Genomic DNA, 23706 nt, shown 5'->3' with positions numbered 1-23706 from the left:
ATTATTATGGATAAGGTAATGGAGTTTATTCCTTTTATGCTGGAAGGAGCTGTAGTTACAGTCGAATTATTTGCACTGACTCTCGTCATATCTCTGCCGCTGGGTCTTCCTATAGCTCTTGGGAGCAACAGCAGAATAAAACCACTCAGTTTTATATGCAAGGTATATGTGTGGATTTTCAGAGGAACACCGCTGCTACTGCAGCTGTTCTTCTTTTACTTCTTTTTCCCACTGGTTCTCAATATACAGATGAATGCTTTTATCACGGTGGTTCTGACATATGTGCTTAACTATGCAGCATATTTTGCAGAAATCTACAGAGGAGGTATTAACAGTATTGACAGAGGGCAGTACGAAGCTGCTCATGCACTGGGCCTTTCGAAACGGCAGACCATGGGAGATATAATACTTCCGCAAACCATGAAGGCAATACTTCCTCCTGTAGTCAACGAAGCGATAACTCTCGTTAAGGATACTGCACTTGCATCGTCTCTTCCTGTTATAGAGCTGATGAAAGCAACCAACAGTGCAGTAAACAGGATGACAGACATGACTCCGTTTTTCTTTGCTGCCATCATTTATTTGATAATGACATTTGTACTCACGGTCGTAGCCGGCAGATTGGAAAAATATTTTTCCAGATATGATGCTAAGGAGGAATGGTGATGAGCAGAGAAACCATATTGGAGATGAAGAACATCGTAAAAGATTATTCTGGCTTTAAAGCTGTCGATAATGTGAATTTTTCTATGCACAAAGGAGAGATAGTAGCTATTATCGGCCCTTCCGGATCGGGAAAAAGTACGCTGCTGCGATGTATCAATGGTCTCAACAGTATAACATCGGGACAGATAGAGCTGAAGGGAACTACCGGAATGGTTTTTCAGCACTTTAACCTTTTTCCTCATATGACTTGTGCAGAGAATATTACATATGCGCCTATAAAAGTAAAAAAGGAAAAGAAAGAAAATGCATATGAAGAAGCGAATAAGCTTCTTAAGATGGTAGGTCTGGAAAGCAAAGCGAATGTATATCCGGCGCATTTATCAGGAGGTCAGAAGCAGCGTATAGCTATTGCCAGAGCTTTGGCAATGAAACCTGATATCATGCTTTTCGATGAACCTACATCTGCACTTGATCCTGAGATAACAGGTGAAGTTTTAAATGTAATGAAGCTTCTGGCAAAGGAGCATACTACTATGATCGTAGTCACACATGAAATGGGATTCGCCAAAGAAGTAGCCGACAGGGTCATTTTCATGGATGGAGGTGTCATAGTAGAGGAGGGAACTCCCAAGGAGATCTTTGATAATCCTGAAAACGAAAGACTTATTTCTTTCCTTGGATCTATGCTCAGAGCGTAAATTATACGAATCGTTATTTTCTATTGACATGATAATTCTGTTATGGTATAAATGTAAGGATGTTAATGTATATAGAAAATTGGAGATAGCGATGAGAGGTAATTACGAAAGATTCATTAAAGTTGAAGATATCAATATTGCTGAGAGGGATCATCTCGGATCTGTCGGTATTGATATTTCTCATTTTTCAAATTGTCATATTTTACCCGGTCTTACGGATGTACACGTACATTTGAGAGAGCCGGGTTTTTTATATAAGGAAACTATGAAAAGTGGTACACTGTCAGCAGCCGCAGGTGGATTTACTGATATATTTTCCATGCCTAATCTTGATCCCTGCCCTGACAGTCTTGATAATCTTAAAGTACAGCTGGATGCTATAAAAAAGGATGCAAAAGTTCATGTGTATCCATACGGAGCAATAACGAAGGGTGAGCTTGGAAGCGAACCTGCCGACATGGAGCAGATGACCGAATATGTTATAGGTTTTACTGATGACGGCAGAGGCGTGGCATCAGAACAGATGATGAAAGATGCAATGATACGGGCGAAGGCTTTGGGTAAGCTAATAGTGGCTCACTGTGAAGATGAAAGTTTTCCAAAAGAAACCTCCGAAAGCGAATGGAAACAGCTTGAACGCGATATAAAGCTGATAGAACAGACTGGCTGCAGTTATCATGTGTGCCATGTTTCAACAAAAGAGTCTGTGGACCTGATAAGAGCAGCAAAGAAAGAGGGGCTTGATATAACCTGTGAAACGGCGCCTCACTATCTTACTATTTCAAATGATGAGATTGAAGACAGCGGCAGATTCAAGATGAACCCACCTATAAAGAGCCGTGAAGATAAGGAAGCTCTTCTTGCGGCCATAGCTGACGGGACGATAGATATGATAGCCACTGACCATGCTCCTCACAGTATTGAAGAGAAAAGCAAAGGATTTGCAGGAAGTGCATTTGGTATAGTAGGCATGGAAACAGCGCTGCCTGTAATGTATTCAAAGCTTGTGGCACCGGGCATTATAACTATGGAAAAACTTATAGACCTAATGTATGAAAATCCGAGAAAACGTTTCGGATTTGAAGTTACACCACTGAGAGAAGAGCTGAAAAAAAATGCTCCGACATTTTCAATCTGGGATCTGGAGCATGAATACGTAATAGACCCGGAAAAATTCATGACAAAGGGACGAAGCTGCCCGTTTGAAGGCTGGAGCGTAAAAGGCAGATGTATGATGACTGTAGTCGACGGAAACATCGTCTGGAAGTATTAATGTGAAGTATCAATATATAGCAATGAAAATACGGAGAAATATCAATGAAGAAATCAGATTTCAAAATATTATCCAATAAAAAAATCGCAGATAAAACCTACGAAATGAAGCTTTTCTGCAGTGGGGAGCACGGGATCTCCAACGGAGGACAGTTTGTCAATATAAAACTTGACGGCTTTTTTTTAAGAAGACCCATTTCCGTATGTGACTGGACAGACAGCAATATTACAATTATATACAAGACTGTAGGTGCGGGAACAGAGAAAATGAGTAAAATGGAAGCAGGACAGATGCTGGATATTCTGACACCATTGGGCAACGGTTTTAATATTGAAGATGAGAATATCGGTGAAAAACCTGTACTTATAGGCGGCGGCGCAGGTGTTCCCCCCATGTACGGACTGTGCAGGCTTCTTATATCCAAGGGCGTGAAACCGTCTGTAATTCTGGGCTTTAATTCGCAGAAGGACAGCTTTTACATAGAAGAATTCAAGGCAATGGGAGCAGATGTTTACGTAACTTCCGCAGACGGCAGCATCGGTACAGAGGGATTTGTAACAGACGCTCTTAAAACTATTGAGTATACTTACTTTTTCGCATGCGGACCAGAAGCAATGCTTAAGGCTATTGATTATACTGCGGATAAGAAAACAGACGGTCAGCTTAGCTTCGAGGAAAGAATGGGATGCGGGTTCGGAGCATGTATGGGGTGCTCCTGTGAGACAAAATACGGAAGCAAACGTATATGCAAAGAAGGTCCTGTATTAAAGAGAGGAGAGATAATATGGTAAATACCAAAGTGGATCTCTGCGGAGTAACGCTGGACAATCCTGTTATGGCTGCCAGCGGAACCTTCGGATACGGGTATGAGTTCGCGGAGTTATTCGATATAAATATACTGGGAAGCTTTTCTTTCAAAGGAACAACTCTTGAGCCGAGATTCGGCAATCCCACGCCGAGAATAGCGGAATGCAGAGAAGGGCTTATCAATTCAATAGGCCTTCAGAATCCGGGAGTAGATAAAGTAATAGAAGAAGAACTGCCTAAGTTGAAAAGATGTTTACATAAAAAAGTTATGGCAAATGTCGGAGGCTTTTCAGTGGAGGAATATACGGAAGTATGTCAGAGGCTTGACAGCTGTGACCAGGTGGGGTGGCTTGAAGTGAATGTTTCATGTCCCAATGTACACGGCGGCGGCATCGCCTTCGGAACAGATGCAAAGGCAGCGGCGCAGGTGGTCAAGGCAGTGAAATCACGGGTCAGCAAACCTGTGATAGTAAAGCTTTCTCCCAATGTTACAGATATAACGGAAATCGCAGCAGCTTGTGAAGAAGCGGGCGCCGACGGTATATCCCTCATAAATACAATGCTTGGCATGAGAATAGATCTTAAGACAAGAAAGCCTGTAGTAGCCAATAAAATGGGAGGATTTTCGGGTCCTGCGGTTTTTCCGGTAGCTCTGAGGATGGTTTATCAGGTGTATGAATGTGTAGATATTCCGATTATCGGCATAGGAGGCATTTTCTCTGCCGAAGATGTAATAGAGATGATGCTGGCAGGAGCATCGGCAGTGCAGATTGGGGCGGCTAATCTTGTGAATCCTTATGTATGCAAAGAGGTTGTGGAGGCGCTGCCTCAGACAATGAAAAAATACGGTATAAATGATCTTAAAGATATAATAGGAGGTGCGCATTAATGGGTAAAGATGTTATCATAGCATGTGATTTTAACAGCAGTGAGGAAACGCTGCACTTTCTCGAAAAACTGGGAGATTCAAGACCTTATGTGAAGATAGGCATGGAGCTTTTTTATGCGGAAGGTCCTGATATCGTAAAAATGCTTAAAATGCGTGGACATAAGGTATTTCTTGATCTTAAGCTCCATGACATTCCCAATACTGTAAATAAGGCCATGAGGGTTCTTTCGGGACTGGGAGTGGATATGTGCAATGTTCATGCTTCGGGAACTATAGACATGATGAAGGCCGGTCTTGAAGGACTTAAAGCAGATGATGGCAGCAGGCCACTGCTCATAGCAGTTACCCAGCTTACGTCAACTACACAGGAGCGTATGCAGAATGATCTGATGATAGATGAGGATATGGAAAAAGTTGTTGCTCACTATGCTTACAACGCTAAGGTAGCAGGTCTTGACGGAGTTGTATGTTCACCTCTGGAATCTCCGAAAGTTCACGGAGTGTGCGGAGATACTTTCCTTACAGTGACTCCGGGAGTTAGATTTGCAGATGACGACAAGGGAGATCAGGCTCGTGTAACCACACCGGCTAAAGCAAAGGAGCTTGGTTCCGATTATATAGTTGTGGGAAGAAGCATAACGGCAGCAGATGACCCCGTTAAAGCATATGAACGATGTGTTGAAGAATTTGTAGATAAATAATGTGTATCAGGAGGTATGATGTGAGAAAAGAAATCGCCAAAAGCTTACTTGAAATCGAAGCAGTTTTTCTGAGTCCGGCTAAACCTTTTACATGGGCAAGCGGAATAAAAAGTCCTGTGTACTGTGACAACAGGCTTATACTTACAGCTCCTAAAGTCAGAGATAAGGTGGAGCAGGCAATAGCCGATACCGTAAAGGAAAATTATCCCGATGCGGAGGTTCTTATGGGAACGAGTACGGCGGGCATAGCTCATGCTGCAATAGCCGGGCATATACTGAATCTTCCTATGGGATATGTGCGTTCGGGAGCAAAGGATCACGGCAGAGGCAACCGCATCGAAGGAAGGCTTGAAAAGGGACAGAAGGTTGTGGTAATAGAAGATCTAATCTCCACAGGAGGCAGTGTCATAGATGTTGTTGAGGCTTTAAGAGAAGCAGGTGCCGATGTTCTTGGTATCGTCAGCATTTTTACATATGGAATGAAAAAGGGAATTGACAGAATGGCGGCTGCCAATGTGAAAAATATAAGCCTTACGGATTTTGATGCAGTAGCTCTTGCTGCGGCAGAGACGGGATATATTGAAGAATCGGATATAAAGAGACTTATGGCATTCAGAGACAATCCACAGGATGAAAGCTGGATGAAAAAATAATCGTTTGTGTTGTTGTGATTTTAAAAACAGGAGGTAAGAATGAAACATTTAATTGATATTATGGAGCTGACCACAGGTGAAATCGACGAAATGATAAGTGTTGCAAAGGATATCATAGATAATCCCGGTAAATATGCTGAAAAGTGCAAAGGCAAGAAGCTGGCCACCCTGTTCTTTGAACCATCCACAAGGACGAGACTCAGCTTTGAGGCGGCAATGTATGAGCTGGGCGGCAATGTACTTGGATTTTCGGAAGCTCAGAGTTCTTCCGCCGCAAAAGGCGAAAGTGTTTCTGACACCATCAGAACTGTAGGCTCTTATGCCGATATAATCGCCATGAGGCATCCTAAGGAAGGTGCGCCTATGGTTGCTTCAAGAAAGTCAACTGTACCTATTATAAACGCCGGAGACGGAGGTCACAATCATCCGACGCAGACATTGACAGATTTACTTACAATAAGCCGAGAAAAGGGAAGATTCAATGATTTAACTATAGGATTCTGCGGCGATCTTAAATTCGGAAGAACAGTACACTCTCTGATAGGAGCTATGTCAAGATATAAAAATGTAAAATTCATGCTTATATCGCCGGAAGAGCTTAAAATTCCTGAATACCTCAAACATGAGGTTCTGGAGAAAAATGGCATGGAATATGTTGAGACTACAGATCTTGAAGCTGCAATGCCACAGTTGGATATACTTTATATGACAAGAGTACAGAGGGAACGTTTCTTTAACGAGCAGGACTATATAAGATTGAAGGACAGCTACATTTTGACACCGGATAAGCTGATTAACGCCAAGGAGGACCTCAGCATACTTCATCCACTTCCGCGTGTAAACGAAATATCCGTAGCAGTAGACGATGATCCCAGAGCCAGATATTTTGAACAGGTTCTCAACGGAAAATTCATAAGAATGGCGCTTATTCTCAAGCTTTTGGAGGTGAAATAAATGATTATAGGAAAGATAGAAAACGGAATAGTACTGGATCACATTAAAGCAGGTGAAGGCATGAGACTTTATAAAATATTAGGCCTTGATTCTCTGGACTGTCAGGTAGCTCTCATAAAAAATGCTGAGAGTCAAAAGCTGGGCAGGAAAGATATTATCAAGATAGATCGTATAATAGATGTCAATCTTGATGCCATCGGTTATGTGGATCCTCGAATCACAGTGAATATTATTGAAAACGGTAAGCTGGCGAAAAGAACTCATATAGCTCCGCCTACAGAAATAGTAGATGTAATAAAATGTAAAAATCCGAGATGCATAACTACTACAGAACAGGAACTTTCCCATGTTTTCAGACTTACTGATAAAGAAAACAGAGTATACAGATGTATTTATTGTGAAAGCAAAGCAAAATAGAATATATTCATAAAATTTGCATATAATAAAGGCTGTCAAAAGACAGCCTTTTCACGTGAACAGGAGGTGCATCATATGGGAAAAGCTTGTAATACTATACTGGGAATCGGACTTGCCGGCGCCATCGTAGGCATGCATGTATACATGCTTATGGATGCAGGCAGCAGATGCAATGTAAAAGAAGATGTAATGGATGCTGTTGAAGAGATAAAAAAAGCCGCTGAAAAATTAACATCATAAGAGTAGAGAGATTGACGCCGTAAGGCGTCAATTTTATTGAAATTCTAATGTTTTTCTGCTATAATTAGAAGTCAGATATCACATTTTGCATGTGTGCGTATCTAATTTTTAGGAGGACAATAATTATCATGAAAAAAATGGGTTTAAATGATATCAGAGAATTATTTTTAAGCTTTTATCAGTCGAAGGATCATTACAGGCAACAGAGTTTTCCTCTCATACCTGAAAAGGATAAAAGTCTTCTTCTCATAAATTCGGGCATGGCGCCTTTAAAGCCGTATTTTGCAGGGCTGGAGACTCCTCCGGCAAAGCGTATGACTACATGTCAGAAATGTATCAGAACGGGAGATATTGAAAATGTAGGCTTCACATCAAGACATGGTACATTTTTTGAAATGCTGGGAAGCTTTTCTTTTGGAGATTATTTTAAAAAAGAATCTCTCACATGGGGATGGGAATTTATAACAGAAGTTCTCAAAATGCCTACGGACAAGCTGTGGGCCACTGTATATGAAGATGACGATGATGCCTATGCTATTTGGCGAGACACTATAGGTATGCCTGAGGACAGAATCGTACGTTTAGGCAAAGACGATAATTTCTGGGAAATCGGAACAGGTCCGTGCGGTCCGTGTTCTGAAATTTATTATGACAGAGGTGAAAAATACGGTTGCGACAATCCTGACTGCAAACCGGGCTGTGAATGTGACCGATATGTGGAATTCTGGAATCATGTATTTACTCAGTTTAATAGAGATGAAGAAGGCAATTATTCGGATTTGGCTCATCCTAACATTGATACAGGTATGGGAATTGAACGTCTGGCATGTATAATGCAGGATGTTGAATCCATATTTGATATAGATACTATAAAATATATATTAGATGGTGTTGTGGGAGTTTCAGGTGTGAAATATGAAAGCGGGGCTGCATCTACAGATGTTTCAATAAGAATAATAACTGACCATCTCAGATCTATGACATTTATGATAGGAGATTCAATACTTCCGGGTAACGAAGGAAGGGAATATGTTCTGAGAAGACTTATAAGACGTGCAGCCAGACATGGCAGGATGTTAGGTATAGAAGGGCCGTTTCTTTCAGCACTTTGCGACAGAGTTATTGATGTTTCCGGAAAAGCTTATCCTGAGCTTGAGACAAGACGTGAAATGATAAAGAAGGTTGTTGCTGTAGAAGAAGAAAAATTTGCTTCTACTATAGACCAAGGAATGAAAATAATAAATGGATATACGGACGAGATGAAAACTTTAGGACAGAACGTTTTAGAGGGAGATAAGGCATTTAAGCTTCACGACACTTATGGTTTTCCTATAGATTTAACAAGAGAAATACTTGAGGAATCAGGATATACTGTTGATCTTGAAGGATTTAAAAGAGCTATGGCGCAGCAGAAAAAACGCTCGCAAGTGGAGCAGGAAATGGAAGGTGCAGGCTGGGAAGAAGCAGCTGCAGGCCTTTCTCTTGAAGGAGAGACCAAGTTTACAGGATATACAGTCATGATGCAGGAGGCAACTGTAAAGGCAATACTGCAGGATAAGGAGATGCTTGATTCTGTCCAAGAAGGTGCAGTATGCAGAATGGTTCTGGATAAAACTTCATTTTACGCAGAAAGCGGAGGTCAGATATACGATACCGGAATAATATCCAATGATGATTTTACTGCCGAAGTAATGGAGGTTACTAAAGCTCAGAGCGTTTTTGTTCATAAAATAAAAGTGATTAAAGGTACAGTGAACAAAGGCGACAGTGTATTGTGTATGCCGGATGTACCTTCAAGGAATATGATTTCGGCAAATCATACAGCTACGCATTTGCTCCATAAAGCTCTCAAGGACGTTCTTGGGGATCATATAAAACAAGCTGGATCATCAGTGACTAAAGACGGACTCAGATTTGATTTCAATCATTTCCAGGCCATGACAAAGGATGAGATAAATAAAGTTGAAGCTATTGTAAATGATAAAATAAGCCGCTTTATAGAAGTTACTACCAAAGTAATGCCGGCTGAAGAAGCTTTTAAAGAAGGCGCAACAGCATTATTCGGAGAAAAATACGGAGATACTGTGAGAGTCGTTTCTATCGGTAATTACAGTAAAGAATTCTGCGGAGGCACACATGTAAGCAACATAGGGCAAATAGGTTTATTCAAAATACTCTCAGAATCAGGAGTAGCATCAGGGGTAAGAAGAATAGAAGCTATAACAGGGCAGGGATTGTTAAAGAAATTCAATGAAAGCGAAATAGTTATCAATCAGGCTGCGGAAGCCCTAAGATCAAGCCGAGATAATATAGTGGATAAAGCAATATCCGTATCAGATGAAGTGAAATCTTTAAAAAAGGAAATAAATGAGCTGAAAAAAGCCGAAATGAGTAAGTCTCTTGATAATATCATAGGTAACGCCAAAGAAATAAACGGAATAAGGCTTATCATGAAACAGTTTGATGATTATAATATCAATGACCTGAGAGATTTATCAGATCAAATCAAAGTAAACAGTAAAAATACAGCGATGATATTCGCTGCAGTAGCTGATGGCAAAGTCACATTCCTTGTTTCACTGACTGATGATGTAGTTGAAAAAGGGTTCCATGCAGGAAAAATGATAAAAGAAATTGCAGCTGCAGCAGGTGGCGGCGGCGGCGGAAAAGCAGATATGGCTCAAGCTGGAGCTAAAGACCCGAACAAAATTTCTGCTGCCTTTGCAAAAGCTGAAGAATTGTTATAATATAATAAATTACATGTGATAATTTTGTGTAATTATACTTTTTCCCTTGTATTTTTAACAGAGGAAATGTTATAATTCCAATATATAGATGAACGGAGGTTATATGATGGATAGGCAAACTAGAATGTATGATAATTTCGATAAAGTAGAGCAGAGAACTATTGAAGAAATTTTAAATATAGTATATGATGCATTAGAGGAAAGAGGATATAACGCTATCGACCAGATGGTAGGTTATATTTTATCAGGAGATCCTTCCTATATTACGAGCCATAATAATGCAAGGAATGTTATGGGAAGAATAGAAAGAGATGATCTTGTTGAAGAACTTATCAGAGCGTACCTCCACAGATAATCAACAGAGATTTCAAAGGCGAACAGAAATGTCCGCCTTTTTTTATGATCTATCTAAATCTTGAAGCGCATAAATGCAAACAGAAAGGAATAAATCAATGAAAAAACTGGCTCTCGATGTAGGAGATAAAACTATAGGTGTAGCAGTAAGCGATGCTCTCAATATAACGGCGCAGGGAGTTACTACTATAGAACGTATAGGTATACGAAAGGATTCCGGAAAAGTCATGGATTATATAAAGGAGTTTGACTGTGATACCGTAGTAATAGGACTTCCCAAGAGACTTGACGGAACAGATAGTCCGCAGACCGAAAAAGTTTACGAGTTTAAAACTATGCTGCAAAACAAAATGAAAAGCAGCGGTATGTCTCATATAAAAATTGAATTCTATGATGAACGTCTAACTACAGTAATGGCTGAAAAAATTCTCATAGAAGCAGATGTCAGCAGAGGAAAAAGAAAGAAGGTAATAGATAAACAGGCTGCAGTTATTATACTGCAGGGATATCTGGATACATTGAAATAAGACGAGAGTATATAGGATAAAAAGCAACTATTCCTATAATCATAATTATGGGAATAGTTAAACTCTTTTTTTACTAATATAACAAAACCTCTCTGTATTTATCTCAAAGAGGTTTTGTTATGATTTTCTCTCATTTTTACTTTTTATAAATCTTCAGGTATGGATATAATCATTCCGGGTATCAGATCAGAAGCTTCGATATCGTTTGTTCTGCATATTTCATATACTGCTTTTCTTGTATCTGTATCATCGGATTTATATGTATTGGCAATATTCCACAATGTGTCTCCATAGCAAATTTCTACTTTTATATACTCTTGCTTTGTTACAGCTCGTGAAATATTAAGTCCTGAAACAGCTCCTAAAATACCTATTGACAGTCCGGCCATAACTACTATGGATGTTATAAATCTGAGCTTCGATGATATTTTGTATTTTTTCCTTTTATGTGATCTCATTGACAGCCCTCACTTCCTCTTTATCAAACATTTGTTCTTCTGTTTGATAATAGTATAGCAGAATGTGCGTTCTTTGTCAATGAAAAAAGTAAACACCTGTTCTCAATGTATTTAATTCAGATACAGTTTATTTTCCTTTCGCCCCGAACAGACTTTCTTAAACTTTTGAGAAGCCACAAAAGTCATTATTTTGCTAGTCTGTCTGGCTTTTTCGGGACAGACAGAAACACAGTGCATGCATGAAATACAGATTTCTTTGTCTGTGTTTTGGGGATTATCTTTAGAAATAGCATTTACCGGACATTCTTCTGCACAAATTCCACACTTATTACATCTTGAAGTTGTGATGGGTTTAATGGGAACTCCGTTGTATTCTTTATAATGATGACTACCGGGAATATGAAGTTTTGAATAGTTGCGGTCTTCTTTTAATGCCAGTTTGATTTGTACTGCAAAATTATAAAGCTCGTTCTTGTCCTTTGTGTCAGGTCTTCCTGCTGCGAATTGATGCATAAGAGAATGTTCTGCAACAGCTTCTATCGCTGCCAAACAAAAAAATCCTCTGTTGTTTAGTGAATCATAAAGCTCTATTAACGTATCGTCAATATGACGGTTTCCGTAGACTGCCACTAAGATGGTTTTTGCTCCGTTTCCGACTGTCTTATTTAAATGTTCCAAAACTATAGCAGGAACTCGCCCTCCATAGGAAGGAACTGAAATAATGCAGATATCATTCTGATCGAGTTTTAATTTTTCTACAGCATCAGGTTTTTTTATCATATCTAAATCAATATGATCCTTATCAAGCTGGGAAGCAATAATATCAGCTACCTTTTTGGTACCCCCGGTGGGACTAAAGTAAATATTATACAGACTCATATAGACACCCTTTCTTTAAACTCTTTCTGTAACTATTGTAAAGCCTTCCTTTGAAAGTTCATTTTTTATTTCGTCTATCTGGGCATGATCTCTTGTTTCAAGTGCTATTTTAAGAAAACAACTCGTTATTGCCATATTGGCATCAGCACGATCATGGTGAACTGCTACCACATTGCCTCCGCACCGCGCAATTATTTCAGCTACTTGCTGAAGCTGTCCCGGTTTATCTGAAAGAGCTATGGTAAGATTAGCATTTCTTCCACTGGTAACAAGGCCTCTGGTAATAACCCGGTTCAATATATTAACATCGATATTTCCTCCTGAAACGATGCATGCTACTTTTCTGCCTTCCAATGGAAGTTTGTCAAACATGACTGCAGTCACGGCAACTGCTCCCGCTCCTTCTGCTATTACCTTTTGCTTTTCAATAAGGGCAAGTATTGCCGCAGCTATCTCATCTTCACTTACAGTAACTATTTTATCTACGTATTTTTCCACTATGTCAAAAGTTATATCTCCCGGCTGTTTAACAGCTATCCCATCGGCAAATGTAGCAGCTGATTCAAGCATTACAGGATGACCGGCTATTTTACTTTCGTACATACTGGCCGAACCTGCGGCCTGCACACCGTAAATTTTTATATTAGGATTAAGATGTTTTACAGCATAGGCAATTCCGGAAATCAGTCCGCCGCCTCCTATAGGAACTACAATCGCATCAAGGTCTTCTATCTCATCGAGAATCTCAAGCCCTATTGTGCCCTGTCCTGCTATTACTTCATTATCATTAAATGGATGTATAAATGTGGCTCCTGTTTCTTCCTGAATTCTGATGGCTTCAGCATAAGCATCATCATAGGCACCTTTTACAAGTCTGATATCCGCTCCAAGTTGTTTTGTAGCTTCTATTTTACTTATGGGCGCTCCGTCAGGCATACAGATAATCGCTTTAATTCCATTTTGGGATGCTGCCATTGCAACACCTTGAGCATGATTTCCTGCACTGCAGGCTATAATTCCTCTGGACTTTTCTTCTTCTGTAAGCTGGCTTATTTTGTAATATGCGCCTCTGAGCTTAAAACTTCCGGTTTCCTGTAGGTTTTCTGTTTTTAGATAAAGCTCGCATTTATTCGATAATTTAGTAGCTTTTATAAGATCTGTTTTTCTGGCCACATTTTTTAACACGAAAGCGGCATGATATATTTTATCAAGTGTAAGCATGATTTTTTCTCCATATGATCACGAAAGACTCTTTAGATTCGCATAAGTTTTTCATAAGCTTTATCTAAAAAGACAGTAAGCTTTTTTCTGAATACAACTCCCAAAATACATAATACTACGGCAACAGCAGCTATAATGGCTGCACTTATATATCCTCCGGTATGAATCTGTCTTCCTATTAAAAGACTGCCCATCATACCGGGAGATCTGCCTATGAGAGAAACGATAAGAAATGGCTTCAGTTTCATTTCAGAAAGCCCTGCTACATAATTACATAGATCTTTGGGAACACCCGGAATCAGGAATATGAGAAAAACAAGTACAACTGCTTTCTTGCTGTTTAAAGTCACCAGCATTTTCTTGATTTTTTCCTCACCAAAAATAAGATGCATTGCATCGTGTCCCAATATTTTAGCGACGTAATAAGTTATCACGGACCCTAAAAAAGCCCCGATGAGTGAATAAAGATACCCCAGCCAAAAGCCGTACATATATCCTGCAGCAAACTGCAGCCATTGTCCCGGTATTATACAGATTACTATCTGAAGAATCTGTGAGCCCATATATATAAATACACTTTGCGCTTTATAATCATTAAAAAATGCTTCTATATTCTCTGCGCTGGAAAATCTTTGTATCAGATCATGATGAAAGAAATATATATATAGAGGCAGTCCTATCAGGATAACAAGCAGCAGCGCCAGCTTTAATATTGCGCTGAATATTTTAACACGTTTTCTTAATCTGTTTTTTTTATCTGTTGATATTGACATTTTTCCCTCATTAGTTAAAGTGAGGTCTGAAAAGACCTCATATTTATATGACTATAAGTTTTTTGTCAAAAAGTTCCTGAAGAGCTTTGATAACTCCGAATTTCGAATGTTCATAAGTGAGTCCACCCTGAAAATATACTATATAAGGAGGTCTTATAGGAGCGTCTGCTGAAAGCTCTATGGAAGATCCCTGAACAAAGGCCCCTGCAGCCATTATTACCGGATCATCATATCCGGGCATATCCCATGGCTCCGGAGAAACAAAGGAATCTACAGGAGCTGCAGCCTGTATTCCTTTACAGAAGGCAATCACTCCTTCGGCAGTTCCCAGTTTTACAGCTTGTATTATATCGCTTCTTACTTCTTCAGCTTTAGGACATACATCATATCCTAAAAGTTCAAAAACTTTAGAGCATAAAATAGCTCCCTTTATAGCTCCGTTTACAGTTTTGGGAGCAATAAACAGCCCCTGCAGCATAGTCCTTGTTTGTCCGAACGTAAGTCCGCACTCCCCGCCTATGCCCGGCGAAGTCATTCTGTAAGATATTTTTTCGATCAGATCTTGCCTTCCCGCAATATATCCTCCGGTAAGTGCCAGTCCTCCTCCGGGGTTCTTTATTAAAGAGCCTGCCATAACATCTGCTCCCACATCTGTAGGCTCTTTTGTGTGAAGAAATTCTCCATAACAATTATCTACCATACAGATTATATTGGGATTAATACTTTTTACAAATTCGACCCATTTTTCTATTTCTTCGATAGATATAGCTTTTCTCCAGCCATAGCCTGTAGCTCTCTGCAGTGTAACCATTTTCGTATCATCATCTATAGCTTCTCTCAGAGCATCGAAATCTATTGACCCGTCACAAGTTAATTCAACTTGATCATATGAAACACCATATTCTTTAAGAGATCCTTTTCCTTTCCCTCTTATTCCGATAACCTCTTCCAGAGTATCATAAGGAGCGCCCGTACAGTATATCAATTTATCTCCAGGTCTCAGAATGCCCATGAGTGTCAGTGTAAGAGCATGTGTTCCATTTACAATGATAGGTCTTACAAGTGCCGCTTCTGTATTAAAAATATCAGCAAAAACTCTTTCTGTAGCGTCTCTTCCTGCATCATCATAACCATATCCTGTATTCCATGAAAAATGCATATCACGTATACCGTTTTTTTGGAAAGCGTCCAGAACTTTATATTGGTTGTATGCCATTATGTCATCCAGATTTTCGAACAAATCGGAAACAAGATCTTCACTTTTATTTATAAGATCCAGGACATCTTTTGATATATTGAATTTTTCCGTCAATAATCTGTAAGTGTTGTTTTGCATATTAATGTTCTTCCTTTGTATTTTTATTTTTGTCCTTTGAATCCTCTTTATTCTCATTATAGAGGATCATTGCATCATTTGTATAGTTGGCCGGTGAAAAGAAATTGATGATAGTTTGGCCGTAGTGTGAAGTTTCGGCATTCTTCATCAGATACTTATCAAGAGCTTTCTGTATATCTTTTGAGATGCTGTCCATATAAACCTTTTCATCATCACTTATAGGTTCCTGCCATTCGAGTACAGGATATCCATTGTTTCCGTATATTCCAAGATCGTCTTTGTAGGCAGTAGTCAGTGATGAAACGAGGCTGTTAAAACTCCTATCTGAAATACCTATGGCGGCTTTTGATATGTTGCGGTCATTTTCGTTATGGATCATTCCTATTCCCGCTTTGAATTTTCCGTTGGAGTAATAATTATTGTTAAGATATTTCAGTTCTTCTGAATTATAGGATTCATTGATATAATAACCTACGACTCCCCCGCTTACGTCTGCATTAAGAGCAGAGGCGGAATTATAACAGTTTTTTACATTTACTCTTGTAGCTCCTACAATTCCTACAATTCCTCCGGCATAGGATTTAGATATTTTTTTAGCATTATTTTTATTTTTTATGGTTATTTCACCTGTATTATAACAGTCTTTTATTGTAGCTCCACTGGCATTGGTATATCCTACTACGCCTCCTGTAGCTTCTGTGTCTGAAGAAATTTTTCCTTGATTGAATGATTGTGTTACCTTTGCTTCAGCTGACACTGATCTACCTGCAACTCCTCCTGTTCCGTAAGTAGCGACACCTCTTTTGGATGAATTTATCTCTCCCCTGTTTCCGCATTGATTTACAGTGCCTCCCCAGTTTTCGCCCACTATACCTCCGACCTTATAGGTTCCCGAAACTTTTCCCAGATTCACACATAATTCTATCGTTCCTCCGTCGCTGTATCCGGCTATTCCGCCAGTCTTATCTTTTGCCGATATTTCCACATTTGAAGTACATCCTATGATTTGTCCTGCAGAATTGAGAAGTCCTGCAACTCCTCCGCAATTTCCGTCTCCTGAACTTATTTTACCTTCAACAGTAAGATCTTTTACCTCTCCCACAAGATATCCGAAAAGACCTGCGGGGCCTGCATCTATATCAACATCAAGACCGCTGATGGTATGTCCGTTCCCGTCAAATGTTCCTGCGAAATATGATGCGCTTCCTGTTCCTATAGGCGTCCATTCAGAGGTGAGTTCAATATCGTTTTTCAAAATAAAAGTCACACCTTCGAAATTTTCTATTCTCGTAGGCTTCCATCTATCTGTCTGATTTTCGTTTACCAGACTCGCCAGACCTATGAGCTCGCCTTCCGTGGATATTTCATATGTATCCTGCGGATCAAGATAATCAAACCATGATGTATCCTTTTCTGTATACTTTTTCTGCTGATCTTCACCTTCTTCTTCATCGAAATATGAATTGATATGGTTACCCATATTTTTCGATGTTCTAAGTTGGGCAAATGAAACAGGTGCGGCAGCAAGTGAACTTGCCGCGAATATTACAGTTGCAGATAAAATCACTAATCGTTTCATTATCGTCATTTCCTTTCTTTTCTCTCTAATTCCCACTCCATATCGTTGACCAGATCTCTTTTTACATTCATTTTATGACTGGCATACAGCTGCGTAGTTGTTACCTGCTCATGGTCCAAAAGCGCCTGTACATCAAAAATTGAATTCCCCCTGCCAATCAGACTTGTAGCAGCGGTTGCTCTCAGTTTGTGAGGGCTGTAGCCGGATTTTCTTGAGGTGGCAAGACCTATGGAAGTGTATTTTTTCACAAGCTCCCGTATTTGACGGTCTGTCATTCTTTTACCCTGAAGAGAAAGAAAAAGAGCATCTTTATAAAGATCATCGAGATTACTGTCATCAGCACGTTCATTTTGTATATAATCAAGGACTACTTGGGTCACTGATTCATTCAAGGGCATCACTGATTCTTTAGCGCGTTTTCTGTATATTTTAAATTCTCCTCTGGAAAAATTAAAAGAAGACACATTGAGCTGCTGGAGCTCAAAAAGTCTGAGACCATAAGTCAGAAAAAGCACCAGTATCGCCTTGTCACGTTTTTTTGTTTTTTTCCAGTATTGCCGTTCTTTTTCCGTAAGATATTCCCCTGTGGAAACGGCATCCAACATAATCATTACTTCGTCATCTTGAAGAGCTTTAATTTCTCTCTCACCTGCTTTGGGAACTCTTATAGGATCAAATCCATCGGTAATATTCTTTTGAACTTTTCCAGCTCTGTAAAGCTGTTTGAACATTACTGAAAGAGAAGATTTCTTTCTCGCAAGTGTTTTATTGCTGTTTTCATACACTATGATTTCATTGTTTTTTTCCACAGTGTATTTTCTGCAATAATCCAAGAAGAGATTTATGTCTGCCGCTTTTATTCTATTAAATTCCTGCAGTTTTATGTCAATTATATTCTGTGCAGAAGTGAGTTTACTCTCATCTATGAGGTACTGGCAGAAAAATTTTATATCGCTCAGGTAAGACAGTCTTGTTCTGGGAAGCACATTTCCTTTAAGATATGCGAAAAATTCTTTAAGAAAATCCGGAAGCTGTTTTTGTATTTCCTCACATTTGAAAATTATCTCGTGCTCGCTCAACACCACATTATCCGGTTTATCGCTCTTATTATGCAGTTTTATACGCTTTCCCGCACCCATGTCGTTATTACCTCTGCGGCATCATTGTCACTGTCAAAATCTGAAATATTATACCACTTCATTCTATCATATCTTCTAAACCACGTTAACTGTTTTTTAGCGTAATGCCTCGTATTTTTTTTGATTTTGTCGATTGCCTCTTCTTGTGAATATCTGCCTTCAAAGTAATACATTATTTCTTTATATCCGATACCTTTCATAGATATATTTTCAGCAGTAAGTCCCATCTTCATAAGATTTTCGACTTCATCAAACAGTCCTTTTTCAACCAGTATATCAACTCTTTTATTTATTCTCTCGTACAGCTCTTGTCTGTCTCTTGTCAAACCGATAAGAACTATATCATAATCATTCGTGCGGCGTTTAATATCACAAAATTTCTTTATTTTGCCTTCTCCTTCTTTAAGACGTTCAAGAGCTCTTATTATCTTTTTTAAATTGTTGGGATGTATGGCTGATGCTGCTTCTGAATCCATCTGTTCAAGCATATTATGAAGATATTTATTTCCTTTTTCTTCGGCGATTTTCTCCAACTCTTTTCTGTATGAAAAATCTCCGGGTGATGAAGAAAAGTCCATTTCATATATGAGAGAATTGAGATAGAGTCCTGTACCACCTGAAATTATGGGAAGCTTATCTCTTGATAGTACATTTCGAATTGAAGCTTTTGCCAGCTTTTGATATTCCGCTACTGAAAAATCCTCTCTTGGATCTATAATATCCACAAGGTGATGTTTCGCCTGAGCCATTTCATCAGGAGTTGGCTTGGCACTTCCTATATCCATAAACTTATACAACTGCATAGAATCACATGAAATGATCTCTCCATCAAGTTCTTTTGCCAGTTTTATAGCAAATTTAGTCTTTCCTACAGCAGTAGGACCTGCCACTGCAATGATTTTGTTCATATCAGTAAACATTTTATACCCTTTTAAATAATTTTTCTATCTCATATTTAGTCATTCTTATAAACGTAGGTCTGCCATGAGGGCATGAAAACGGATTGACACATCTGTCCAAATCTTTTACGAGAGCCTGTATCTCTGTTTGTGTAAGAGGATCTCCTCCTTTAACAGCGCTTTTGCAAGATCTCATAATAATTTTATTTAACGTCTGTCGGTCGGTCAGATCAGGCTTATCCTCCATTTCTTTAAAAAAATCCGATAAAAAATCCTCTGCTTCTTTCAGCTCCATGAAAGCCGGTATTTCTCTTACTATATATGTATTGTTTCCAAAAAATTCTATATCATAGCCCATACCTGAAATATCTGAAAACCATATATCTTCACCAGCGACCACATTTGCCGATACATTAATACTTATAGGCATAAGCAGCTGCTGCGAAGCCTTATCTCTTTGGTTATACTGATCCAGCAGTTTTTCATAAAAGATTCTTTCATGAGCAGCATGTTGATCTATAAGGTAAAAATTATTTTCATCTGAGGCTATAATATAGGTATTAAACAAAGTACCTATGTAATTCAGTGTAGTAAAATCAAAGTATCTGTTTTCCGGTTTTTCAGGCAGTATCTCTTTTTTTTCTTCTTCTTGTTTGCGGCGCATATTAAATAATAAATTTTTTATGTCAACTTGTTCGCCGTCAGAATAAATAATATCTTGTGTTTTTCTTTTTTCGGAAACTTTACTCTCTGATATTTCCTGTATGTATGTATTTGAATCTGAATTTTCTTTCGAAACCTCTGAAGATTTGTATGAGAATAGTTCCTCCTCTATTCCTGCATTATGTTTAATATGTTCACTTCTTATTTGAGGCAAAGCATCTTTTTTCATTAATACAGATCTTACATTACTTTTTATAAAGTCTTCTACTTCAAAATCATCATCAAAACGGATCTCTTTTTTAGTAGGATGAACATTGACATCCAGTTTTTCCGCAGGCATGCTGAGAAACAAAAAAGCTACAGGAAATCTGCCATGAAAAAGCTTTTCCTTATATGCAGCTTCAAGTCCGTTCTCCATTACTTTACTGGTAACAATTCTGCCGTTTACACAAAATATCTGTTTGTTTCTGGATGGAGCTGAAGCTGATGGGGCTGATACAAAACCTTTGAGGATAAATCCTCTACCCTCGCCATCTACAGGAAGAAGATCTTTTCCAACGTTATTCCCATATATATTTATTATGTTATTAAAAATGTTTCCGTTTCCTCTTGTAGCAAATACAGTGCGCTCTCCATTTATAAGATTTATCTTTACATTTCCGTACGCCAGAGAAATTCTGGATACCATATCAACTACACGCCTCGTCTCTGAATTATCAGAGGACAGGAATTTCTGTCTGGCAGGAACATTATAAAACAGATCTCTAACAGTCACTGTTGTCCCGTCTGGACAGCCTATAGCAGTATTTTCCAATACTTGGCTTCCCTCAATAACGATTTTCCTTCCTGTTTTGGAATCAGCTGTCTTTGTTATGAGCTCCACTCTGCTGACTGCACATATGCTTGCCAGAGCTTCTCCCCTGAATCCCAGCGTATGTATGGCATCGAGATCCTCAGCAGATGATATTTTGCTTGTTGCATGTCTCATGAATGCCAGCTCTGCCTGTTGTCCATCTATGCCACAGCCATTATCGGTTACCCTTATATATGATTTCCCTCCGTTCTTTATTTCGACAGTGATGTTTGAAGCATCTGCATCCAGTGAATTTTCAAGGAGTTCCTTAATAATAGAAACGGGTCTGTCTATGACTTCTCCTGCTGCTATTTTATCAGCAATATTCTTTTCTAATATTCTTATCATATATATCCTTTAAGTTCCTCCAGTACTTTAAGAGCTTCTGACGGTGTTGTATTCATCAGATCCAGAGCTTTAATTTTTTCTATTACAGGATCGGGTATAGATGTGAAAAAAGATATCTGAGTTTCCTCTATATCTTTATTTGAGCTTTCATCATTTTCAGTCAAAATATATTCATATTCTTCCGTTTTGCCGCAGCTTCCTTTTTCCAGTTCCAGTAAACGTTCTTCTGCTCGATTTAAAAGTTCAGACGGAGCACCAGCCAGCTTTGCCACATGTATACCGTAACTTCTGCTTGCGCTGCCTTCAATGATCTTATGAAGAAATACCACATCACCGTTTTCTTCGGCAACATCTACATTGAGATTTTTAACACCTCTCATAGACCCTTCAAGCTGCGTCATTTCATGATAGTGAGTAGCCAAAAGTGTGCGTATTTTTCTTTTCGGACGGCACAAGAATTCTGCAGCTGCCCATGCGATTGAAAGTCCATCGTATGTGCTTGTTCCCCGTCCTATCTCATCGAGAATAACAAGACTTCTCGAGGTGGCAGTATTGAGAATATATGAAAGCTCACTCATTTCTACGAAAAATGTGCTCTGTCCCTGAGCCAAATTATCAGATGCTCCTATTCTTGTAAAGATCCTGTCACAGACACCTATTCTTGCTTTTTCACATGGTACGAAGCAGCCTGCCTGTGCCATAAGAGTTATGAGAGCAGTCTGCCTCATATACGTTGATTTTCCTGACATATTGGGTCCTGTTATAAGCAAGAGATTGCGAAGTTCTTTATTTATGTATGTATCATTACTAACAAACATCCCGTCTGTTATCGTTTGTTCTATCACGGGGTGTCTGCCTTTAACAATTTCTATTATATCGCTTTCGTCTACGGAAGGTTTCACATAATCATTTTTTTCACTGACTTCTGCGAAAGATGTAAGAACATCTAAAGATGCGATAGCCTTTGATGTTTCCTGAATCTGCCTAATAAAGCGTTGCAGTTTTTGACGAATATCAATAAACAGATTGTATTCAGTCTGATTTATTTTTGTCTCTGCGTTAAGAACCAGTCGTTCAGTCTCCTTCAGTTCAGGAGTTATAAAACGTTCGCAGTTAGCTAATGTCTGTTTTCTTATATAATTATCGGGAACAAGATCATAATAAGACTTAGTGACTTCCAGATAATATCCGAAAACTTTGTTATATCCTACCTTCAGATTTTTTATACCTGTTCTTTCCCGTTCACTGTATTCCAATCCGGCAATCCAATCCTGAGCATCCTTTATAGAATCTTTGAGAGTATCCAGCTTTTGAGAATATCCTGCTTTTATGAGCCCTCCCTCTTTCACTGAAAAAGGAGGATCTTCTACTATCCCTGAGTTTATCAACTGATATACATGGCTGAGAGAATGGATATTTTTGTTTATCTGTGAAATCAGAGGCAACTCTATAGATGACAAATCTTCCTTTATATCCGGAAGTACATTGCATGAATTTCGAAGTGCTATCATATCCTTGCCGTTAGCTGTACCGCAGGCGATGCGGCCTGCAAGGCGCTCAAAATCATATACACGCTTAAGTGATTCTTTTATATTATTTCTGATGATAATATTTTCGAGAAGAATTTCTACCGCATCAAGTCTTGCGGATATTTCAGAAATATCATTTAATGGTTCCTTGATCCACTGTTTAAGCTTTCTTGATCCCATAGCAGTGTGAGTTTTATCCAGTACACCTAAAAGAGACCCTTTCACTTTTTTTTCAAACAAGGTCTCTGTAAGTTCAAGATTCTTAATGGTTGACTTATCCAGTGCCATTCTCTGTCCCATGGAATATATATTGAGATCAGCAATATGCCCCAGCGAGTTTTTTTGTGTCTCGTGCAGATATATGAGCAATACTCCCAGAGCATATTCAGCCGGTGAATTCTCATCTATTCCGATACCAAAGACAGATGATATATTAAATTGCCTTTTTATCGCATTTCTGACTGCATCCTGTTTATAGTAAGATTCGTTAAGAATGTTGAAATAAGCACTGGTTATAGGTTTGATGCTGTTCATATCTATAGCTTCTGCAGCAAAATTATCCAAGATAACTTCTCTGGCATTTATCTTAACAAGTTCGTTTACCAGATTCTCATTTCTGCCTGTCCCTCTTATCTCTGTAAGGCGAATTTCACCCGTCGATATATCGCAATAAGATAATCCTATAGAAACTTCGCGCACATATACTGAAGCAATGTAATTGTTTTCATTTTCTTTCAGCATAGCACTGCTGATAACAGTCCCGGGAGTTACGATCTGTATAACCTCCCGACTAACTATTCCTTTTGAAGACGCAGGATCTTCAGTTTGCTCACATATGGCTACTTTATATCCTTTTTCTACAAGTCTGGCTATATAAGCCTCAGCGGAATGAAAAGGGACTCCGCACATAGGAGCTCTTTCCTCCATACCGCAATTCTTTCCTGTAAGTGTAAGCTCCAGCTCGCGGGAAGCAAGCTTGGCATCATCGAAAAACATTTCATAGAAATCACCGAGTCTGAAAAATAGAATACAGTCTTCATAGTTTTTCTTTATCTCCATATATTGCCGCATCATGGGCGAAAGTTTAGGCGCCGACATTTTTA

General features: G+C 39.0%; 23 protein-coding genes. 13 read left to right on the top strand and 10 right to left on the bottom strand.

The genetic code is table 11. The features are described from left to right. Window positions 1–6: 6 nt before the first annotated feature. From H8692_RS09415 to ruvX, 13 genes are all read left to right on the top strand, one after another. Window positions 7–666 carry an amino acid ABC transporter permease gene (locus H8692_RS09415; RefSeq protein ID WP_177270556.1) on the top strand — a complete coding sequence of 220 codons (660 nt, stop codon included), beginning with the start codon at window positions 7–9 and terminating at the stop codon, window positions 664–666. A 14-nt stretch (window positions 667–680) separates the two neighbouring features. Next, window positions 681–1364 (top strand): amino acid ABC transporter ATP-binding protein, encoded by a 684-nt coding sequence (locus H8692_RS09410; RefSeq protein WP_187525666.1) that lies wholly within the window; start codon window positions 681–683, stop codon window positions 1362–1364. Window positions 1365–1455: 91 nt separating this feature from the next. Further along, window positions 1456–2637 carry a dihydroorotase gene (locus tag H8692_RS09405; RefSeq protein ID WP_187525563.1) on the top strand — a complete coding sequence of 394 codons (1182 nt, stop codon included), beginning with the start codon at window positions 1456–1458 and terminating at the stop codon, window positions 2635–2637. A gap of 44 nt (window positions 2638–2681) precedes the next feature. Next, window positions 2682–3428: a dihydroorotate dehydrogenase electron transfer subunit gene (locus tag H8692_RS09400; RefSeq protein ID WP_187525562.1), complete on the top strand. Its 747-nt coding sequence runs from the start codon at window positions 2682–2684 to the stop codon at window positions 3426–3428. Beyond that, the gene (locus H8692_RS09395; RefSeq protein ID WP_187525561.1) at window positions 3422–4333 is read left to right on the top strand and encodes a dihydroorotate dehydrogenase; all 912 of its coding nucleotides are present in this window, start codon (window positions 3422–3424) and stop codon (window positions 4331–4333) included. The genes H8692_RS09400 and H8692_RS09395 overlap by 7 nt, the downstream gene beginning before the upstream one ends. Beyond that, window positions 4333–5034, top strand: a complete 702-nt coding sequence (gene pyrF / locus H8692_RS09390; protein WP_187525560.1) for an orotidine-5'-phosphate decarboxylase — start codon at window positions 4333–4335, stop codon at window positions 5032–5034. Before H8692_RS09395 ends, pyrF begins: the two co-directional genes overlap by 1 nt. Window positions 5035–5054: 20 nt before the next feature. Further along, window positions 5055–5687, top strand: a complete 633-nt coding sequence (gene pyrE / locus H8692_RS09385) for an orotate phosphoribosyltransferase (RefSeq protein ID WP_177270538.1) — start codon at window positions 5055–5057, stop codon at window positions 5685–5687. A 39-nt stretch (window positions 5688–5726) separates the two neighbouring features. Next, the gene (gene pyrB, locus H8692_RS09380) at window positions 5727–6641 is read left to right on the top strand and encodes an aspartate carbamoyltransferase (protein ID WP_177270536.1); all 915 of its coding nucleotides are present in this window, start codon (window positions 5727–5729) and stop codon (window positions 6639–6641) included. Further along, complete coding sequence (locus H8692_RS09375) at window positions 6642–7058, top strand: aspartate carbamoyltransferase regulatory subunit (RefSeq protein WP_177270534.1); 417 nt, start codon at window positions 6642–6644, stop codon at window positions 7056–7058. It begins immediately after the preceding gene. Between the two features lie 75 nt (window positions 7059–7133). Then, a complete protein-coding gene (locus H8692_RS09370) occupies window positions 7134–7298 on the top strand; it encodes a hypothetical protein (RefSeq protein WP_177270532.1) in 165 nt (54 codons plus the stop codon). A 128-nt stretch (window positions 7299–7426) separates the two neighbouring features. Beyond that, window positions 7427–10045 carry an alanine--tRNA ligase gene (gene alaS / locus H8692_RS09365; protein ID WP_187525559.1) on the top strand — a complete coding sequence of 873 codons (2619 nt, stop codon included), beginning with the start codon at window positions 7427–7429 and terminating at the stop codon, window positions 10043–10045. Between the two features lie 103 nt (window positions 10046–10148). After that, entirely contained in the window at window positions 10149–10400 is a 252-nt protein-coding gene (locus tag H8692_RS09360; protein WP_207722986.1) for an IreB family regulatory phosphoprotein, read from the top strand. A 97-nt stretch (window positions 10401–10497) separates the two neighbouring features. After that, a complete protein-coding gene (gene ruvX, locus H8692_RS09355) occupies window positions 10498–10926 on the top strand; it encodes a Holliday junction resolvase RuvX (protein ID WP_177270526.1) in 429 nt (142 codons plus the stop codon). Window positions 10927–11069: 143 nt separating this feature from the next. Here the strand turns inward: ruvX and H8692_RS09350 are convergent, their stop codons facing one another. From H8692_RS09350 to mutS, 10 genes are all read right to left on the bottom strand, one after another. Next, on the bottom strand, window positions 11070–11384 hold the full coding sequence (locus H8692_RS09350; protein ID WP_177270524.1) for a LysM peptidoglycan-binding domain-containing protein: 315 nt from the start codon (window positions 11382–11384) through the stop codon (window positions 11070–11072). A 111-nt stretch (window positions 11385–11495) separates the two neighbouring features. Further along, window positions 11496–12263 carry an EFR1 family ferrodoxin gene (locus tag H8692_RS09345; protein WP_187525558.1) on the bottom strand — a complete coding sequence of 256 codons (768 nt, stop codon included), beginning with the start codon at window positions 12261–12263 and terminating at the stop codon, window positions 11496–11498. Between the two features lie 15 nt (window positions 12264–12278). Next, on the bottom strand, window positions 12279–13484 hold the full coding sequence (gene ilvA / locus H8692_RS09340) for a threonine ammonia-lyase (protein WP_177270521.1): 1206 nt from the start codon (window positions 13482–13484) through the stop codon (window positions 12279–12281). Between the two features lie 32 nt (window positions 13485–13516). After that, complete coding sequence (locus H8692_RS09335) at window positions 13517–14257, bottom strand: TVP38/TMEM64 family protein (protein ID WP_187525557.1); 741 nt, start codon at window positions 14255–14257, stop codon at window positions 13517–13519. Window positions 14258–14300: 43 nt separating this feature from the next. Then, window positions 14301–15593: a methionine gamma-lyase family protein gene (locus tag H8692_RS09330; RefSeq protein WP_187525556.1), complete on the bottom strand. Its 1293-nt coding sequence runs from the start codon at window positions 15591–15593 to the stop codon at window positions 14301–14303. Window position 15594: 1 nt separating this feature from the next. Continuing rightward, window positions 15595–17172, bottom strand: coding sequence for a hypothetical protein (locus H8692_RS09325; protein ID WP_187525555.1), 1578 nt, complete (start codon window positions 17170–17172; stop codon window positions 15595–15597). Between the two features lie 5 nt (window positions 17173–17177). Next, window positions 17178–18311 carry a tyrosine-type recombinase/integrase gene (locus tag H8692_RS09320; protein WP_177270513.1) on the bottom strand — a complete coding sequence of 378 codons (1134 nt, stop codon included), beginning with the start codon at window positions 18309–18311 and terminating at the stop codon, window positions 17178–17180. Next, window positions 18290–19231, bottom strand: a complete 942-nt coding sequence (gene miaA / locus H8692_RS09315) for a tRNA (adenosine(37)-N6)-dimethylallyltransferase MiaA (protein ID WP_243206962.1) — start codon at window positions 19229–19231, stop codon at window positions 18290–18292. Before miaA ends, H8692_RS09320 begins: the two co-directional genes overlap by 22 nt. 1 nt (window position 19232) lies before the next feature. After that, window positions 19233–21074 carry a DNA mismatch repair endonuclease MutL gene (mutL, locus tag H8692_RS09310; protein ID WP_187525554.1) on the bottom strand — a complete coding sequence of 614 codons (1842 nt, stop codon included), beginning with the start codon at window positions 21072–21074 and terminating at the stop codon, window positions 19233–19235. Beyond that, window positions 21071–23701, bottom strand: a complete 2631-nt coding sequence (gene mutS, locus H8692_RS09305; protein WP_243206961.1) for a DNA mismatch repair protein MutS — start codon at window positions 23699–23701, stop codon at window positions 21071–21073. Before mutS ends, mutL begins: the two co-directional genes overlap by 4 nt. Window positions 23702–23706: the final 5 nt, after the last annotated feature.

The organism is Lentihominibacter hominis (assembly GCF_014385065.1).
Taxonomy (GTDB): domain Bacteria; phylum Bacillota; class Clostridia; order Peptostreptococcales; family Anaerovoracaceae; genus Lentihominibacter; species Lentihominibacter hominis.
This window is presented reverse-complemented; position numbering and strand designations above follow the sequence as displayed.

Excerpts from the sequence above, each read along its gene's own strand:
- H8692_RS09415 (WP_177270556.1), top strand. The coding sequence starts at position 7 with ATGGATAAGGTAATGGAGTTTATTCCTTTTATGCTGGAAGGAGCTGTA.
- H8692_RS09405 (WP_187525563.1), top strand. The coding sequence starts at position 1,456 with ATGAGAGGTAATTACGAAAGATTCATTAAAGTTGAAGATATCAATATT.
- H8692_RS09400 (WP_187525562.1), top strand. The coding sequence starts at position 2,682 with ATGAAGAAATCAGATTTCAAAATATTATCCAATAAAAAAATCGCAGAT.
- H8692_RS09395 (WP_187525561.1), top strand. The coding sequence starts at position 3,422 with ATGGTAAATACCAAAGTGGATCTCTGCGGAGTAACGCTGGACAATCCT.
- pyrF (WP_187525560.1), top strand. The coding sequence starts at position 4,333 with ATGGGTAAAGATGTTATCATAGCATGTGATTTTAACAGCAGTGAGGAA.
- pyrB (WP_177270536.1), top strand. The coding sequence starts at position 5,727 with ATGAAACATTTAATTGATATTATGGAGCTGACCACAGGTGAAATCGAC.
- H8692_RS09375 (WP_177270534.1), top strand. The coding sequence starts at position 6,642 with ATGATTATAGGAAAGATAGAAAACGGAATAGTACTGGATCACATTAAA.
- H8692_RS09370 (WP_177270532.1), top strand. The coding sequence starts at position 7,134 with ATGGGAAAAGCTTGTAATACTATACTGGGAATCGGACTTGCCGGCGCC.
- alaS (WP_187525559.1), top strand. The coding sequence starts at position 7,427 with ATGAAAAAAATGGGTTTAAATGATATCAGAGAATTATTTTTAAGCTTT.
- H8692_RS09360 (WP_207722986.1), top strand. The coding sequence starts at position 10,149 with ATGATGGATAGGCAAACTAGAATGTATGATAATTTCGATAAAGTAGAG.
- ruvX (WP_177270526.1), top strand. The coding sequence starts at position 10,498 with ATGAAAAAACTGGCTCTCGATGTAGGAGATAAAACTATAGGTGTAGCA.
- H8692_RS09350 (WP_177270524.1), bottom strand. The coding sequence starts at position 11,384 with ATGAGATCACATAAAAGGAAAAAATACAAAATATCATCGAAGCTCAGA.
- H8692_RS09345 (WP_187525558.1), bottom strand. The coding sequence starts at position 12,263 with ATGAGTCTGTATAATATTTACTTTAGTCCCACCGGGGGTACCAAAAAG.
- ilvA (WP_177270521.1), bottom strand. The coding sequence starts at position 13,484 with ATGCTTACACTTGATAAAATATATCATGCCGCTTTCGTGTTAAAAAAT.
- H8692_RS09335 (WP_187525557.1), bottom strand. The coding sequence starts at position 14,257 with ATGTCAATATCAACAGATAAAAAAAACAGATTAAGAAAACGTGTTAAA.
- H8692_RS09330 (WP_187525556.1), bottom strand. The coding sequence starts at position 15,593 with ATGCAAAACAACACTTACAGATTATTGACGGAAAAATTCAATATATCA.
- H8692_RS09325 (WP_187525555.1), bottom strand. The coding sequence starts at position 17,172 with ATGAAACGATTAGTGATTTTATCTGCAACTGTAATATTCGCGGCAAGT.
- H8692_RS09320 (WP_177270513.1), bottom strand. The coding sequence starts at position 18,311 with ATGGGTGCGGGAAAGCGTATAAAACTGCATAATAAGAGCGATAAACCG.
- miaA (WP_243206962.1), bottom strand. The coding sequence starts at position 19,231 with ATGTTTACTGATATGAACAAAATCATTGCAGTGGCAGGTCCTACTGCT.
- mutL (WP_187525554.1), bottom strand. The coding sequence starts at position 21,074 with ATGATAAGAATATTAGAAAAGAATATTGCTGATAAAATAGCAGCAGGA.
- mutS (WP_243206961.1), bottom strand. The coding sequence starts at position 23,701 with ATGTCGGCGCCTAAACTTTCGCCCATGATGCGGCAATATATGGAGATA.